The 15287-nt window shown below is 70.9% G+C and carries 14 protein-coding genes; 4 read left to right on the top strand and 10 right to left on the bottom strand.

Annotation, left to right across the window (positions count from 1 at the left end; all coding sequences use genetic code 11):
- Positions 1-73 precede the first annotated feature (73 nt).
- Positions 74-1003, top strand: coding sequence for a LysR family transcriptional regulator (locus ACG04Q_RS15575; RefSeq protein WP_394511841.1), 930 nt, complete (start codon positions 74-76; stop codon positions 1001-1003).
- Here the strand turns inward: ACG04Q_RS15575 and ACG04Q_RS15570 are convergent.
- The 3 genes from ACG04Q_RS15570 to ACG04Q_RS15560 all read right to left on the bottom strand — a co-directional run bounded on the left by ACG04Q_RS15570 (position 981) and on the right by ACG04Q_RS15560 (position 5244).
- Positions 981-3020 carry a methyl-accepting chemotaxis protein gene (locus ACG04Q_RS15570; RefSeq protein WP_394511839.1) on the bottom strand — a complete coding sequence of 680 codons (2040 nt, stop codon included), beginning with the start codon at positions 3018-3020 and terminating at the stop codon, positions 981-983. The two genes, ACG04Q_RS15575 and ACG04Q_RS15570, sit on opposite strands and share 23 nt — an antisense overlap.
- A 161-nt stretch (positions 3021-3181) precedes the next feature.
- Complete coding sequence (locus ACG04Q_RS15565; RefSeq protein ID WP_394511837.1) at positions 3182-4579, bottom strand: sensor histidine kinase; 1398 nt, start codon at positions 4577-4579, stop codon at positions 3182-3184.
- Complete coding sequence (locus ACG04Q_RS15560) at positions 4576-5244, bottom strand: response regulator transcription factor (RefSeq protein ID WP_394511835.1); 669 nt, start codon at positions 5242-5244, stop codon at positions 4576-4578. Before ACG04Q_RS15560 ends, ACG04Q_RS15565 begins: the two co-directional genes overlap by 4 nt.
- 78 nt (positions 5245-5322) lie before the next feature.
- Here ACG04Q_RS15560 and ACG04Q_RS15555 point away from each other — a divergent pair, with 78 nt between their 5' ends.
- From ACG04Q_RS15555 to ACG04Q_RS15545, 3 genes are all read left to right on the top strand, one after another.
- A complete protein-coding gene (locus ACG04Q_RS15555) occupies positions 5323-6552 on the top strand; it encodes an ABC transporter substrate-binding protein (RefSeq protein WP_394511833.1) in 1230 nt (409 codons plus the stop codon).
- On the top strand, positions 6549-7610 hold the full coding sequence (locus ACG04Q_RS15550) for an ABC transporter ATP-binding protein (protein WP_394511832.1): 1062 nt from the start codon (positions 6549-6551) through the stop codon (positions 7608-7610). The genes ACG04Q_RS15555 and ACG04Q_RS15550 overlap by 4 nt, the downstream gene beginning before the upstream one ends.
- 105 nt (positions 7611-7715) lie before the next feature.
- A complete protein-coding gene (locus ACG04Q_RS15545) occupies positions 7716-8387 on the top strand; it encodes an energy transducer TonB (protein WP_394511831.1) in 672 nt (223 codons plus the stop codon).
- Positions 8388-8415: 28 nt separating this feature from the next.
- Here ACG04Q_RS15545 and ACG04Q_RS15540 read toward each other — a convergent pair whose 3' ends face one another.
- From ACG04Q_RS15540 to ACG04Q_RS15510, 7 genes are all read right to left on the bottom strand, one after another.
- The gene (locus ACG04Q_RS15540; RefSeq protein ID WP_394511830.1) at positions 8416-8961 is read right to left on the bottom strand and encodes a hypothetical protein; all 546 of its coding nucleotides are present in this window, start codon (positions 8959-8961) and stop codon (positions 8416-8418) included.
- 84 nt (positions 8962-9045) lie between these two features.
- Complete coding sequence (locus tag ACG04Q_RS15535) at positions 9046-9579, bottom strand: hypothetical protein (protein ID WP_394511829.1); 534 nt, start codon at positions 9577-9579, stop codon at positions 9046-9048.
- Between the two features lie 76 nt (positions 9580-9655).
- Complete coding sequence (locus ACG04Q_RS15530) at positions 9656-10585, bottom strand: glycoside hydrolase family 16 protein (protein WP_394511828.1); 930 nt, start codon at positions 10583-10585, stop codon at positions 9656-9658.
- A gap of 31 nt (positions 10586-10616) precedes the next feature.
- Entirely contained in the window at positions 10617-11954 is a 1338-nt protein-coding gene (locus ACG04Q_RS15525; protein ID WP_394511827.1) for a GH1 family beta-glucosidase, read from the bottom strand.
- An 18-nt stretch (positions 11955-11972) separates the two neighbouring features.
- Positions 11973-12791, bottom strand: a complete 819-nt coding sequence (locus tag ACG04Q_RS15520) for a carbohydrate ABC transporter permease (RefSeq protein WP_394511825.1) — start codon at positions 12789-12791, stop codon at positions 11973-11975.
- The gene (locus ACG04Q_RS15515; RefSeq protein ID WP_394511824.1) at positions 12788-13684 is read right to left on the bottom strand and encodes a carbohydrate ABC transporter permease; all 897 of its coding nucleotides are present in this window, start codon (positions 13682-13684) and stop codon (positions 12788-12790) included. Before ACG04Q_RS15515 ends, ACG04Q_RS15520 begins: the two co-directional genes overlap by 4 nt.
- A gap of 2 nt (positions 13685-13686) precedes the next feature.
- Positions 13687-14967 carry an ABC transporter substrate-binding protein gene (locus ACG04Q_RS15510; RefSeq protein ID WP_394511823.1) on the bottom strand — a complete coding sequence of 427 codons (1281 nt, stop codon included), beginning with the start codon at positions 14965-14967 and terminating at the stop codon, positions 13687-13689.
- Between the last annotated feature and the right edge of the window lie 320 nt (positions 14968-15287).

Below are 15287 nucleotides of genomic sequence, written 5' to 3'. Positions count from 1 at the left end.
GGACTCGATACTCGACTTCGGACCCTCTTTTGACGTCCGGCCGCGCTGGCCGACTCGTGCAAGGCTTTCGAACATGCTCAGTGACGACGAGATCCAGCTGATGGAGGCCATCCGCGAGAGCGGCAGCCTCACGCGCGCCGCGGCCCATCTCGGCAAGGCGCCATCCAGCGTGTCGTACACGCTGCGCCAGATCGAGGGCCGCTTCGACGCGCTGCTGTTCGACCGGCGCCGCTACCGGCTGCAGCTCACGCCCGCCGGCAGCCTGCTGGTGCGCGAGGCCACGCGGCTGCGCGACGACATGCAGCGCCTCTCGCGCCGCGTCGCGCAGGTGGCCAAGGGCTGGGAGGACCGGCTGTGGATCGTCACCGACGAGGTCATCGAGTTCGACACGCTGCTGCCCGTCATCCAGGACTTCGACGAGCTGGGCTCGGGCGTCGGGCTGCGCGTCACGCACGAGGTGCTGGGCGGGACCTGGGAGGCGCTGGCCGACGGCCGGGCCGACCTCGTCATCGGCGCCACCAACGAGCCGCCCGCGGGCCTGGGCGTGCAGTGGCGCGAGCTGGGGCGCATGGACTGGGTCTACGCCGTGTCGCCCCACCACCCGCTGGCCAAGGCCAAGGGCGCGCTGACCGCCGAGCAGATGGGCGCCCACCGCGCCGTCGTCGTCGCGGACTCGTCGCGCCGCGGCGACGGCCGCGCCTACGGCCACGGCGCCGGCCAGCCCACGCTGGCCGTGCCCAGCATGGCGGCCAAGATCGCCGCGCAGCGCGCCGGCCTGGGCGTGGGCTGGCTGCCACGGGCGCGCGTGGCCTCGCTGCTGGCGCGCGGCGAACTGGTGGAGAAGGCCGTGGCCGTGCCGCGCGAGCCGAACACGCTGTACGTCGGCTGGCGGGCCGGTGACGGCCGCGCGCTGGCCTGGTGGCTGCAGGCGCTGGACGAGCCGCGGCTGCGCCAGCGGCTGGTCGACGGCGTGGACCGCTTCAGCTCAGCCGGAAGAAGCTGACCTCCGCGCTCAGCCGCTCGGCCTGTGACGCCAGCCCGCTCGCCGCGGCCGAGGTCTGCTCCACGAGCGCAGCGTTCTGCTGGGTGGTCTCGTCCAGCGCCTGCACGGCCTGCCCCACCTCGCCAACGCCCTGACGCTGCTGCTGCGTGGACTGCGTGATCTCGCTCATCATCGTCGCCATGTGCTCGGCGTTGGTGACGATGCCGGCCATCAACTCGCGCGCCTGGCCCACCACGGCATGGCCGGACGCCACCTGATCGATGCTGGTGCCAATCAGTGTCTTGATCTCCTTGGCCGCCTGGGCCGAGCGCTGGGCCAGGGCCCGCACCTCGGAAGCCACCACCGCGAAGCCGCGGCCCTGCTCGCCGGCGCGCGCCGCCTCCACCGCCGCGTTCAGCGCCAGGATGTTGGTCTGGAAGGCGATGCCGTCGATGGTGCCAATGATCTCGCCGATGCGGCTGGAGGACTGGCGGATGTCCTCCATCGTCTGCACCACGTCGGCGATGACGCGGCCGCACTGGCCGGCCGCGCCGGCGTTGTCCTGCACGATGCGGGCCGCCCCGTCGATGGTGGTGCTGGTCTGTCGTACCTGCTCGGCGATGTGCTCCATGGTCGCGGCCGTCTGCTCCAGGTTGGCGGCCGACTGCTCGGTGCGCCCCGACAGGTCCAGCGCCGCGCTGGCGATCTCGCTGCTGGAGTTGCGCACCTGGGCCGAGCCGTCGAGCACCACACCGACGATGCGCCGCAGCGCGGTCTGCATCTCGCCCATGGTGAGCATCAGCTGGGCGGCCTCGTCACGCCCCCAGGGGCGTGGCGCCGTTGTCAGATTGCCCTTGGTGATCTCGCGCAGATGGCCGGCCACCTCCTGCAACCCGCCCATCATCACGCGGTAGAAGCTCAGCATCAGATAGGCCGCCACCGCGACGAAGAAGACGGCGATGGCCACCTTCTGCGCCAGGCCCGCATGCTGCTGCTCGATGCGCTCCTGCAGGCGCTCCGCGAGCCGCGCGCGGATGTCCGCCAGCAGCTTCATGTTCTTGGCAACCGCGGTATTGCCCAGCGCCACCAGTTCCTGGGAACTGCCTTGCAGCTCGGCGCCGAGCACCTGCTTGTGGACGGCGCTCAGAAAGGCCTCGCGGGCCACGTCCACGCCCGGCATGTCCAGCCGCTTGGCCACCTCGGGCACCGACTCGACACCCAGCCGGTAGGACCGTTCGATGTCTGCCTCCAGCACCGGCTCGACGCCGAGCAGCTCGTGCATGCGGTCCCGCGTCTGCGGCGTCAGGGTCTTGGCGTTCAGGGCCAGGCTGCCGAGGCCGCGCAGCCGGGCTTCGTTGTCCACCTGGTGCGGGCCGCGCAGGATGGACACGATCATCATGTGATACGTGTCCAGCTCCGGGTCCAGGCTGAGCTGGGAGCCATCGGCCACGTCGGCCACCAGGGCCAGCACCTTGCTCACCAGGTCCGAATGCTGGGCGAAGCCCGCCTCGGGGCTCTCAGCCTTGGGGCTGCGCTCCAGCGCCGTCTCGGCATCGCGCAGCGCCGCATAGGACTTGGCGGTGCCCAGCGAAGCCCCCAGCTCGGCCTCCACGGCGGCCAGTTTCTTGAAGGCGGCCTCGGCCTGCCGGCGGGTTTCCTCCTGGTCCGCCGCCTGCATCGTGACGGCGCGGCGGCGGTTCTGCGCCGCCTCCATCAAGTCGAACGCGGCATCGGCATAGCGCATGCCGGCCAGCTCGGAGCGTGTGCTGTCGATCAGATCCTGGGCACTGCCACGCAGGAAGGCCAGCATGATGAGCAGCGGAATGACGAAGGCGGCCGAGACCCACAAGGCCTTGCCGTGAAAGGAGATCCGGCGGAACAGCCGCACGCCGGGAGACAGCCAGCCGTGATAGCGGAAGAAGCTGCCGAAGCCTTCATCCACGGCCCGGGTCGCGGAACCTTCGATGAACTTGCCTGCCATGTCGTGAACTCCTGGGAAGGTCGGGGGCAGCATCAGCACATCGATGCCCTGGTTCATCCTAGGAGTCGCCCCCCCGCGGTCGCAAGCGGCGGCGCCCGCGACTGCAGTGAACTCCGTGCAGACGTCGCGGGCCGCGCCGGCGCCCTCAGCTTTCTGCAAGCATCAGGGGTGCAAACGATGCCACTGCACCACAAGCCAGGCACGCCCCCGCAGCGTCGTCATGGCGAGGCCAGCGGCAGCGCCAGGCGGGCGATGCAGCCCCGCGGCGCCGCGGGGAGCAGGCTGGCACTGCCGCCATGCCGCTCGGCGATCTCCCGCACGATGGCCAGGCCCAGGCCGCAGCCCTCGCCGGTGGTCGAGCCGCGCACGAAGCGTTCGAACACGCGCTCGCGCAGCTCGGGCGCAAGGCCGGGGCCGTTGTCCTCGACGTCGATCCAGACATCTGCATCGGCGCGACGCAGCCGCACGGTGAGGACGGCGCCCGGCCCGGCGTAGCGGATGGCGTTGTCCACCAGATTGACGAGGGCTTCGCGCAACAGCAGCGCCACGCCCGGCACCGTCACGGGCTCGTTGGGCAGGTCCACGCCCAGGTCGCAGCCGGCGGCCAGTGCGCGGGGCACCCATTCGGCTGCCACCTCGCGCACGAGCTCGCCACAGTCCACCACGGCCCAACCCTGGGCCGCCACGGCCTCGGGCTCGGCGCGGGCCAGCACCAGCAGCTGGGACACCAGCCGCGCGCCGCGCACGGCGCTCTCGTGCACGCGCTGCAGGCGCTGGCGCAGCGCGGGGTCGGCGGCGCCATCGACGGCGGCCAGCGCCAGCTCGGTCTGGCTTTTCAGGCCCGCCAGCGGCGTGCGCAGCTGGTGGGCGGCGTCACTGATGAAGCGGCGCTGCGTGGCCAGGCTGTGCTGCACCTGGCCCAGCAGCTCGTTGACGGCGCCGGCCAGCGCGCCCACCTCGGGCGGCGCGGCCTGCAGCTCCACCGGGTCCAGCGCATCGGCGCGGCGGCCTTCCATCTGCTGCTGCAGCTCGGCCAGCGGCCGCAGCCCGCGGCGGATGCCGGCCCACACGCCCATGCTCATCAGCGCGATCAGCAACGACAGCGGCAGCGCGGTGTCCAGCAGCATGCGCCGCGCCAGCAGCTCGCGCGGCTTGCTGGAGCGGGCCAGCTGTACGCGCAGCGCCTGCTCGGGCGCGCCGGCGGCGCTCAGGCGCAGGTCCAGCGAGACGACGCGCATGGGCTCGGGCACGGCGGTGTCGAAAAACACCGGCTCGCCCAGCGCCGGCGTGCCTGGCGGCGCCGGCATGCGCGCGTCGCCCAGCAGCAGCTGGCCCGGCGGCGAGCTGACCATGTACATCACGCGGTCCTCGGGGTCGGCGGCCAGGATGTCCTGCGCCGAGCGCGGCAGGTCCACGAACAGGCCGCTGGCGGTGGGGCGGATCTGCCGCGCCAGCGCGCGGGCGGCCTGCAGCAGGCTGGCGTCCACCAACTCGTCGGCATGCCGGCTGGCCACGCGGTAGGCGCCGAAGGCCGCCACCAGCCACAGCACGATCTGCGGCAGCAGCAGCCACAGCAGCAGCTGGCGGTGCAGCGACCGGCCGGTGGACGCGTTCACGGGGGAGACGCCGTGGCTTCCAGCAGATAGCCCAGCCCACGCACGGTGCGCACCGCCAGGCCCGAGCCTTCCAGCTTCTTGCGCAGGCGATGGATGTAGACCTCGATGGAGCCGCCCGCGCTGTCCTCGCTGCCCCAGGCGGCGACGATCTGCGCCTTGGTGACGACGCGATCGCGCTCGGTGACGAGCAGGTCCAGCAGCGTCCACTCGCGCGGGCTCAGCTCGACGGCCTCGCCGGCGACGCTGGCGCGGCGCGCGGTGCGGTCCAGCGTCAGGCCACGCAGCTGCTGTGCCGCGCCGGCGGGCCGGCCGCGGCGCATCAGCGCGTGCAGCCGGGCCTCCAGCTCGGGGAAGTCGAAGGGCTTGGTCAGGTAGTCGTCCGCGCCGGCCTGCAGCCCGGCGACGCGGTGCTCCAGCGCATCCAGCGCCGTCAGCACGAGGATGGGCAATGCGCGGCCCGCGTCGCGAACGCGCTTCAGCACGGTCAGGCCGTCCACCAGCGGCAGGCCCAGGTCCAGCACGGCCACGTCGAAGTCCTGCTTCTTCAGCAGGTACTCCGCCACCGCGCCGTTCTCGGCCCACTCGACCTTGAAGCCGGCGTTCAGCAACTGCTGCTGCAGCGCGTCGGCCAGCAGGGCATCGTCTTCGGCAAGCAGCAGGTTCATGGGGTGCAGACTGTAGCGGCGGCCGTCCTCATGGTTAATCCGATATTAAGTTTCTTAATGATCGGTAATCATGGCGCCATGCTCCGCACCTGCGCCCTGACGTTGGCCCTGCTGCCCGCCGCCGCCGTGGCCGGGCCGCAGGCGGACGTCGTGCATTGGTGGACGTCGCCCGGCGAGACGGCCGCCATGCACGCGCTGGCCGACGCCTACCGCGCCGCCGGCGGCCAGTGGCGGGACGTGGCCGTCGTCGCCTCCGAGCAGGCGCGCGCCGTGGTGCTGGAGCGCATCCAGGCCGGCAACCCGCCGACGGCAGCGCAGTTCAACGCCTCGCAGGCCTTCCGCGAGCTGGCCCGCCGGGGGCGGCTGACCCCGCTGGACGACCTGGCCCGCGAGGGCCGCTGGGCCGACACGCTGCCCGCGCTGCTGCTGGACGCCGTGCGCGTGGACGGCCACCTCTACGCGGTGCCGCTGAGCATCCACATGCCGGCCTGGCTGTGGAGTTCCAAGGCCGCGCTGGCCAAGGCCGGCATCAAGACCGAGCCCCGCAGCATGGACGAGCTGTTCGCGGCGCTCGACAAGCTGCAGGCCGCCGGCCTGATCCCACTGGCCCACGGCGGCCAGCCCTGGCAGGACCTGAACCTGTTCACCGCACTGCTGGCCAACCAGGGAGGCCGCGAGCTGTACCTGGCCGTGCTGCGCGACCGCGACCCGGCGGCGCTGCAGGGCGACGCGCTGCGGCAGGTGCTCGTCAGCTACAAGAAGCTGCGCCGCTACGTGGACGCCGGCTCGCCGGGCCGCAACTGGAACGACACCACGGCACTGCTGACCAGCGGCCGCGCCGGCTTCACGTTCATGGGCGACTGGGCCAAGGGCGAGTTCGCCCAGGCTGGCCAGCAGCCCGGCCGCGACTACGGCTGCACACCCGGCCTCACCACCAAGGCGCCCTACATCGTCGATGGCGATGTGCTCGTGTTCCCCAAGGGGCGCGACGGCGCCGCGCTGCCCGCGCAGCGCCTGCTGGCCCGCGTGGCCACCGCGGCGGCCACGCAGCTGGCCTTCAGTGCCCGCAAGGGATCGGTGCCGGTACGCACCGACCTCGATACCCGCACGCTCGACGCCTGCGCCCAGCTCGGCGCGGCCGCGCTGCGGGATGCCGGCCGGCTGGTGGGCAACACCGAGATGCTGCTGGCGCCCGAGCAGCTGACGGCGCTCGAACGTGCCGTCAGCGACTACTGGAACCGCGACATCGCCGCGCCGGCCGCACAACAGACGATCGCCAAGATCTTGCAGAACAGGAGACCCCTTTGACCCGCGTTCACATCCAGGACCTCAGCATCCGCTTCGGCAACCACGAGGTCATCAAGGGCCTGGACCTTGACGTCCACGGCGGCGAGTTCCTCGTGCTGCTGGGCCCGTCCGGCTGCGGCAAGAGCACGCTGCTGCACACCATCGCGGGCCTGAACCCGGTCAGCGGCGGCAGCATCCACATCGGCGAGCAGGACGCCACGCACGCCGAGCCCAGCCAGCGCGGCGTGGGCATGGTGTTCCAGAGCTATGCGCTGTACCCGACGATGACGGTGAAGGAGAACCTCGCCTTCCCGCTGAAGATGGCCAAGACGCCCAAGGCCGAGCTGGAGAAGCGCGTGGCCGCCGCGGCCGACATGCTGCAGCTGGGCCCCTTGCTGGAGCGCCGGCCGGGCCAGCTCTCCGGCGGCCAGCGCCAGCGCGTGGCGATCGGCCGCGCCGTCGTGCGCGAGGCCAAGGTGCTGCTGCTGGACGAGCCGCTGTCCAACCTCGACGCCAAGCTGCGCACCGACCTGCGCCGCGAGCTCAAGCAACTGCACCAGCGCCTGGGCAACACGATGATCTACGTGACGCACGACCAGGTGGAGGCGATGACGCTGGCCACGCGCATCGTCGTCATGCACCAGGGCGTGATCCAGCAGGTGGGCACGCCGGCCGAGGTCTACGACCGGCCGAAGAACCTGCGCGTGGCCGGCTTCGTCGGCTCGCCGTCCATCAACCGCATCGACGGCCAGGTGGGCGAAGGCGGCCTGTTCGTGTCGCCCGCGCTCAAGCTGCCGCTGCCCGCCGCGCTGGCCGCGCGCAAGCAGGGCGAGGTGCTGACGCTGGCCGTGCGGCCCGAGAACGTGAAGCTGGGCGCCGACCAGCCCTTCACCGCGCAGATCCAGCTCGTCGAGCCGCTGGGCAACCAGCACGTCGTCTGGATGGCCAGCGCCGGGGTCACCGTGTCGGCCGTGCTGCCGGGCCAGCCCGAGGTGGCGGACGGCGAGGCGGTGCGCTTCGGCTTCGATGCGGCCAAGACGCTGTGGTTCGACGCCGCGGGAGATCGTATCGAGACGTGACGGCGCGGGCCGGCGTCACGGACATCTGGTGGAATGGCTCTTGCATACCCTGCTGACCCCGTTCCCGCCGCCTCGTTCATGCCCCTGTCCGCCCGACTGTCCCGTTTGCTGACCGCCCTGAGCCTGACCCTGCCGCTGCTGAGCGCCGCCCAGACGCCACCCCTCACCGACGCCGAGCGGGCCCGCCGCGACGCGGAGAAGGTGCTCAGCTTCATCAAGTTCCAGACGGTGAGGACCAAGCCGGCCGACGCGGCCGACAAGCCGCGCAAGCCCGCCCCACCCGCAACCACCGCCGCGCCGCACGCCGCACCGCGGCCGGCGGCCACGGCGCGTGCCGACACGCCCGCCGGCACGGCTGCGGCGGCGCCGGCCCCGGCCTTGGTGGCGGCCAGCGAGCACGCCGCCACGCCGCAGCCCGAGCCCGCCGCCGCGTCGTTTGCCGCGCCGGCCGGCAGCGCCCCCATGCCCACGCCCACACCGCCGGCAGCCGAGCCGGAGGCCGAGGCCGACGACGCCGACGAGGTGCCGCTGCAACTGCAGCGCTACGTGGCACCGGTGCTGTCGGCCACGGCCCAGTCGCTGCTGGTGACCGGCTCGCGCACGGTAACGGTGCGCTTCACGGTGGAAGCCAACGGCAGCGTCAGCAAGGCCGAGGCACTGGCTGACGCACCGCGCCGGCTGGCCCGGCCCGCCACCGACGCGGTGCTGCAGTGGCAGTTCGCACCACTGGCGCAGGCGCGCACGGTGGACGTCGACATCGCCTTCCGGCGCGAATGAGCCGGCGGGGCGCCGGCCGCTCAGCGGCTCACTGCGGCGCGGAGGCCGCGCCGTCCGCAGCCGGCAGCATCCAGCTGAAGCCCTCGATGCCTTTGGCGAACTGGTCCGTCAGCTCCCTGTAGGGGCTGTTGGCCGGCCCCTTGAGCAGCACGACGAGGCGGTAGCCGCCCTTGTCGGCGGTGTAGCTGATGGCGCGCAGGCCATTGGGCAGCGTGCCCTCGAAGCGTGCGCCGTCCACGCCGCCGACGGCCTGCGGCTTCGCGGCGTCGCGAGTCAGCTTGCGGTCGAAGGGGTTGCCCATGCGCACGGCCGCTTCCTGCGCATCGAAGGGCTTGGCGGCATCGGGCTCGGTGTAGCTGCAGACGACGATGAAGACGGCGCGCGGCAGGTCGTTGGCGCGCGAGAACACCACCATGCCCGACGGCTTGCCGGTCTTGGCGTCGGGCTTGTCGTCACGGTCCAGCACCTGCAGGCCGTCCGGTGCGGCGAAGCTGCCGCACGGCGTCTTCACGCTCTCGGCATGGGCGGGGAGCAGGCTGGCGAAGAGGGCGAGTGGAACGAGCAGGCGGCGCATGGCGATGAACAAAATGAAAGGGCGCGAGCATGCCCGCGCCCTCCCGTGATCCACGCCCGGGCATTCCCTGAGCCCGGGGCCGCGTCAGGGCGCCGCCGGCGCGCTCCACACGAAGCCTTCGACGCTGCGCGAGAACTGCTCCGTGAGTTCCTGGTAGGGGCTGTCCGGCGGCGACTTCATCAGCACGACGAGCCGGTAGCCGTCCTTCACCGCCACATAGCTGACGGCGCGCTGGCCATTGGGCAGCAGGCCGTCGTAGCGGCCGCCGTCGACGCCGCCCACCTGCACGGGCTTCGCCGCGTCGCGGGTCAGCGCCTTGTCGAAGGGGTTGCCGATCTTGACGGCACCGTCCAGCGGGTCGTACGGCCGGGCCGGGTCCGGCTCGGCGTAGTTCCACACCAGGATGAAGACGGCCTTGGGGTCCTTGGTGCGCGAGTAGATCGCCATGCCGGCGGGCTTGCCGGCCTTGTCGGGCTTCTCCTCGCGGTTCACGGCGGTGACGCCGTCGGGCGCGGCAAGCGTGCCGAAGGGCAGCTTGACGTCCAGCGCGTGCGCGGCCGGGGTGGCGAGCAGGCCGGCAAAGACGGCCAGCGTCAGGGTCGAGAGCAGACGGTGCATGGTGGGCGGCAACGCGGGCGCCGGAGTGCCGCCGCGCCGGTGCCCGCGATGGCCCGGCGCGCGGCGGGGGCGTGGCTCAGTCCTCTTTGTAGATGCGCACCCAGTCGACCAGCATGCGCGACGTGGCCGGCGTGGTGGCATCGGGCGCGCCGGGCCAGTCGCCGCCGATGGCGAGGTTGAGGATCACGAAGAAGGGCTTCTCGAACACCCAGGTGCCGCCGGCGGGCAGCTTGTCGGGCGAGAGGCGGTGGTACTCCTTGCCGTCGACCTGCCAGATGATCTCGTTGGGCCGCTTGATGATGGTGTAGGTGTGGAAGTCATCGATCACCGGCGCGCCGAGGTCCAGCGGCTTGCCGATGCCCTGCGCGCCGGAGTAGCCCGGGCCGTGCAGCGTGCCGTAGACCGAGTTGGGGGTCTGCGGCACGAACTCCATGATGTCGATCTCGCCCGACTTGGGCCACGGGTTGGTGGCGATGTCGGCACCCAGCGTCCAGAAGGCCGGCCAGACACCCTTGCCCGTGGGCAGCTTCATGCGCGCCTCGACCTTGCCGTAGGTGAAGCCGACCTTGCCGCTGGTGTGGATGCGGGCCGACGTGTAGTCGCAGGGCTTGCCATGCCAGCAGGGGCCGGGGTTGCTGGCCTTCTCGGCGGTGATGACCAGCATGCCGCTGCCGTCGGTCTGCGCGTTGCGCGCGTTCGACGTGTAGTACTGGTGCTCGTGGTTGCCCCAGCCGTTGTTCTCGGCGTTGCCGAGGTCGTAGTTCCAGGTCTTGGCGTCGGGCACCGTGCCGGCGGCGCCGTTGAACTCGTCGCTCCACACCAGCGTCCAGCGGTTGGACGGCGCGGAGGCGGCAGGTGCCGGCGGGGCGGCAGGTGCCGGCGGGGCGGCAGCAGCCGGCGTCGCGGCGGTGGCCGAGCCGCCGCCACCGCCGCACGCGGTCAGTGCAAAGGCGACGGCAGGCAGGACGCTGCGCCAGGGGCGCGGCGGCGGGGTCAGGGGCTTCATCGGGTGGTCTCCAGGTGTTGTCGTTGTGCCGTCAGCCCTTGCAGGCCAGCAGGAAGTCGCGGTACCAGTCGGCGCTGGCCTTGGGCGTGCGGACCTGCGTGCCGTAGTCGACATGCACGATGCCGAAACGCTTCAGGTAGCCGCTGGCCCATTCGAAGTTGTCCATCAGGCTCCAGACCATGTAGCCGGCCATGGGCACGCCCTGCTGCAGCGCGCTGGCGACGGCGGCGATGTGGGTCTGCAGGTAGGCCACGCGGTCGTCGTCCTGCACGCGGCCCAGCACGACGGCGTCGTCCCGGAAGGCGCCGCCGTTCTCGGTGATGTAGACGGGCGGCAGGTTGGCGTAGTCGTTCTTCAGCAGCACCAGCAGGTCGGTCAGGCCGTCGGGGTAGATCTCCCAGTCCATGTCCGACACCGGCAGGCCGCGGCCCTTGGCGTTCCATTCCTCGCCGCTGGCGGCGATGACGGAGCGGGTGTAGTAGTTGACGCCCAGGTAGTCCATGGGCTGCTGGATGGCCGCCATGTCGCCGGGCTGCACGACCGGTGCGTCGGCGCCCAGGTCGGCCAGCGCGTCCTCGGGGTAGGCGCCCTTGAACAGCGGGTCGGCGTACCAGCGCCGGCTGTGCGAGTCGGCCAGCTTCGCGGCGGCCACATCAGCCGGCATGGCCGTGGCCGGCACGGTGGACGACAGGTTCAGCACGATGCCCAGCTTGGCGGTCGCGCCGTCGGCGCGCAGCGCCTGCAGCGCCAGGCCGTGGCTGAGCAGCAGGTGGTGCGACACCTGCGCGGCGACCTTGCGGCTCTTGAGGCCGGGCGCAAAGATGCCCTTGTCGTGGCCCAGCGTGGCGACGACCCAGGGTTCGTTGTGCGTGGTCAGGCCGTCGAGCCGGTCGCCCAGCCGGGCCTGCACGTGGCGCGCGTAGTCGACGAAGCGGTGCACCGTGTCACGGTCGTTCCAGCCGCCGCGGTCCTGCAGGCCTTGCGGCAGGTCCCAGTGGTTCAGTGTGGCCCAGGCCTGGATGCCGCGCTGCTTCAGGCCGTCGACCAGGCGCTCGTAGAAGTCCAGGCCCTTGGGGTTGAACTCGCCGTGGCCGGCAGGCTGCACGCGCGGCCAGGCGATGGAGAAGCGGTAGGCGTTGACGCCCAGCGACGCGATGAGGTCGAGGTCTTCCTCCAGCCGGTGGAAGTGGTCGCAGGCCACGTCGCCGTTGCTCGCATCGGCGATGACGCCGGGCTGGCGGCAGAAGCGGTCCCAGATGGACTCGCCCTTGCCGTCTTCATGGGCGCCACCCTCGATCTGGAAGCTGCTGGTGGCCACGCCCCAGACGAAGTCGGGCGGGAATTGACGGGACAGGGGAGCGTGGGACATGGAGAGCTTCTGTTGTTCTTACTTGACGGCGCCGGCGGTCAGGCCCGCGATCAATTGGCGCGAGGAGATGACGAAGAGGACGATGAGCGGCAGCGTGGCGATGGCGGAGCCCGCCATCAGCGCGCCCCATTCGGTGCTGGTGGTGCTGAACAGGCTGCGCAGCGCCAGCGGCAGCGTGTAGTTCTCGGCGCTGCGCATGACGATCAGCGGGTTCATGAAGTTGTTCCATGAACTGATGAACGTGATGAGGCCCAGCGTGCCCAGCGCCGGCTTCATCAGCGGCAGCGCGATGCGCCAGTAGATGCCCAGCTCGCTGGCGCCGTCGATGCGCGCGGCGCTGAGCAGCTCCTTGGGCACGGTGCTGGCCGCGAACTGGCGCATCAGGAAGATGCCGAACGCGCTGGCCGCACCGGGCAGATACAGCGCGCGGTGGGTGTCGATCCAGCCCAGCGCGTCCATGACCATGAAGCTGGGGATCATGTTCATGAACGAGGGCACCATCAGCGTCGCCATGACCAGCGCGAACAGCGCCTTCTTGAAGCGGAACTCCAGCAGCGCGAACGCGTAGCCGGCCATGGAGCAGAACAGCAGCGTGAGCGCCGTGGACATGAGGCCCACGTACAGGCTCCAGCCAACGTTCTTCCAGAACGGCAGCCGCGTCGTCAGCACGGCAATGTTGTTCAGCAGCTCGCCGCTGAAGAACAGCGGTGGCGGCACGTTGAAGATGTCGGTGCGCGACTGCGTCGCGAACACGAACATGAAATAGAACGGCGCCAGCATGAACAGCGCGCCGATGCCGACGATGGCGTAGGCCAGCAGCTTCGGGGTCGTCTTCATCGCTGCACCTGCCGATCCGCAAACGCCTTGTTCGTCAGCCAGGTCAGCAGCGCGATGAGGCCGAACATCAGCCAGGCCAGCGCGCTGGCGCCGCCGAAGTCGCTGAAGTCGAACGCCAGGCGGTACAGGTACATGGCCACCGTCATGCCCTGCTGGTCGGCGCCGCCCTTGCCGTTGGTGAGGATGAAGGGCTCCTCGAACAGCTGCAGCCCGCCGATGATGGACAGCGTGACGCCGAACAGGATCATGGGCTTGAGGCCCGGCAGCGTGATGCGCAGGAACTGCTGCCACGGGCCCGCGCCGTCGAGCTTGGCGGCCTGGTAGAGGTCGTGCGGGATGGTCTGCAGCGCGGCCAGGTACAGCACGAGGTTGAAGCCGACGTAGCGCCAGAACACCACCATCGCGACGGCCGGCTTGATGGCGTCGGGCGAGCGCATCCAGTTGATGTTCTCGGTGCCGAACAGCGCATGCAGCGCCTGGTTGATGAGGCCGTAGTCGGTGGAGAACAGCGAGCCGGCCAGCATCGCGATGGCGACGGTGGACGTGATGTAGGGCAGGAAGTAGGCGCCCGAGAACAGCCCGCGCCAGCGGCCGAAGGCCTGGTGCAGGAACACCGCCAGCGGCAGCGCGACGAGGTGCTGCGGCAGCCCGGATGCGACGGCCAGCCACAGCGTGTTCTTCAGCGACTTCCAGAACCACCCGTCGGTCAGCGCGAAGACGAAGTTGTCGAAGCCGACGAAGGTCATCGCCTCGATGCCGCTGGTGGGCTCCCACGACTGGAACGCCAGCCAGGCCGAGAACAGCAGCGGGAACAGGCCGAAGACGGCGAACAGGATCAGGAAGGGGCTGACCAGCAGGTACGGCGCCCAGCGGGAAGGGATGCGCAAGCTCATGGTCAGCGGTTCGCTCGGTGGACGAGAAGGGCCTGGGCGTCTTCCAGCGCCTTCGGAATGGGCTTGCCGTACTCGAGCACGTTGTCGAGCTCGGCATCGACGACCTCGTCGGCGAACTTGTGCTGCTTGTGCATCTTCACGACGGGGATGCGCCGCGCCGCGTCGCGCCACAGCACACGGGCGTGCTGGCCGCCGAGGAAGGGCACGGGCTGGTCGAAGAAGGCGTCGTCCTGCGCGGCCAGCAACGCGGGGAAGGCGTCCTGCGAGCGGAAGGCATCGAGCTGGCGCTGGCGGTCCATCGTCAGCTCCTGCACCAGCTGCCAGGCCAGCTGCTTCTTCTCGGGCGCCGAGCGGCGCGGGATGGCGTAGTAGGTGCCGCCGTAGGAGCAGTACGTGTTCTCGGGCAGCTGCGCCACGCGCCACTTGCCGGCGGTGCCCGGCGCCACCCAGTTGGCCATCTGGCCGGCCATCCAGCCGCCGGACATCTCGGTGGCCAGGCGGCCGCGCTTGAGCATCTCGGCCCAGTCGTTCTGCCAGACCTCCACGCGCGCATCCAGGCCCATCTGGCGCACCTTGCGGGCCAGCTCGAACGCGCGCACGAAACGCGGCGACGTGACCTGGGCGCGGCCCTGGTTGTCGAAGAACTGCCCCTCGCCCGCCGGCGTGCCGCCGCGCACGACCATGTTCTTCAGCAGCCGCACATCGCCGATCAGGTAGGCGCCGGTCCGGGCCTTCAGCTGCGCGCCGGCCTCGACGTAGCTCTCCCACGAGCGCGTCAGGTCGTCTTCCTTCAGGCCGGCCTGGGCCAGCAGGTCCACGCGGTAGAACAGCGAGCCGGGACCGATGTCGCTCGGCATCGCGACGATGCGGCCGTCGCGGTTGCGCGCGGTATCGATGGCGAAGCTGACGAAGCGGTCGCGAAAGCGCTCGGCGCCGAAGGCCGGCGCGGACAGGTCCTCCAGCCCCGTGCCCAGCGAGAAGCGGCCCAGGTAGCTGGTCTCCAGCGCGATGACGTCCGGCAGATGGCCCGAGGTGGACAGCGCCGTCGTCATGGCGGTGTGGTGGTCGTCGTACTGGCGGCTGATGACCTGGGTACGCACCTCGGGGTGGCGCTGGGCCCAGCCCTTCAGCAGGTCCTTGGCGATGACGTCCACCAGCGGGAAGGCCGCCACCGTCAGCGGCGCAGCCTGGGCCGCCCGCACCGGGCCGGCAGCCACCCCCAGCGTGCCGCCCACAGCGGCGGCCAGCAGGTGACGGCGGGAGATGGATTCGTTTGCAGACATGGTTTGAAAGCGCTTTCAAGATTGTGCACGCCGCCGTTGCGCGCCCCAGCAGGACAAACCCTGGGGCAACTGGCGACGAAGGCTGACGCCCCCGACACCCCCTAATCCCGCCAGGCCGGCAACGTTTTGTCACCCGATGCCGGGTTTCTACCCGTGACGCCGGCCGCGCTGGTTTGCAAAGTGGTATTTAAGAGGTGGCAGATGTATCAAACTGGATGCATACCAGTTAAAGCCAGCTCGCAGAGCCTGCACGGAGCGGCAGGCCGATCGCCCGGTGGGCGCCCCGACGGCGCCCGCGTTTCAACGAGCCACTCGAGGAC

The organism is Pelomonas lactea (assembly GCF_043555885.1).
Lineage (GTDB): Bacteria > Pseudomonadota > Gammaproteobacteria > Burkholderiales > Burkholderiaceae_C > Pelomonas > Pelomonas lactea.
This window is presented reverse-complemented; position numbering and strand designations above follow the sequence as displayed.

Bases quoted from the DNA above. Each gene is read 5' to 3' on its own strand.
- ACG04Q_RS15560 (WP_394511835.1), bottom strand. From the start codon at position 5,244: ATGAACCTGCTGCTTGCCGAAGACGATGCCCTGCTGGCCGACGCGCTG.
- ACG04Q_RS15555 (WP_394511833.1), top strand. From the start codon at position 5,323: ATGCTCCGCACCTGCGCCCTGACGTTGGCCCTGCTGCCCGCCGCCGCC.
- ACG04Q_RS15570 (WP_394511839.1), bottom strand. From the start codon at position 3,020: ATGAACCAGGGCATCGATGTGCTGATGCTGCCCCCGACCTTCCCAGGA.
- ACG04Q_RS15535 (WP_394511829.1), bottom strand. From the start codon at position 9,579: ATGCACCGTCTGCTCTCGACCCTGACGCTGGCCGTCTTTGCCGGCCTG.
- ACG04Q_RS15520 (WP_394511825.1), bottom strand. From the start codon at position 12,791: ATGAAGACGACCCCGAAGCTGCTGGCCTACGCCATCGTCGGCATCGGC.
- ACG04Q_RS15530 (WP_394511828.1), bottom strand. From the start codon at position 10,585: ATGAAGCCCCTGACCCCGCCGCCGCGCCCCTGGCGCAGCGTCCTGCCT.
- ACG04Q_RS15515 (WP_394511824.1), bottom strand. From the start codon at position 13,684: ATGAGCTTGCGCATCCCTTCCCGCTGGGCGCCGTACCTGCTGGTCAGC.
- ACG04Q_RS15525 (WP_394511827.1), bottom strand. From the start codon at position 11,954: ATGTCCCACGCTCCCCTGTCCCGTCAATTCCCGCCCGACTTCGTCTGG.
- ACG04Q_RS15575 (WP_394511841.1), top strand. From the start codon at position 74: ATGCTCAGTGACGACGAGATCCAGCTGATGGAGGCCATCCGCGAGAGC.
- ACG04Q_RS15540 (WP_394511830.1), bottom strand. From the start codon at position 8,961: ATGCGCCGCCTGCTCGTTCCACTCGCCCTCTTCGCCAGCCTGCTCCCC.
- ACG04Q_RS15510 (WP_394511823.1), bottom strand. From the start codon at position 14,967: ATGTCTGCAAACGAATCCATCTCCCGCCGTCACCTGCTGGCCGCCGCT.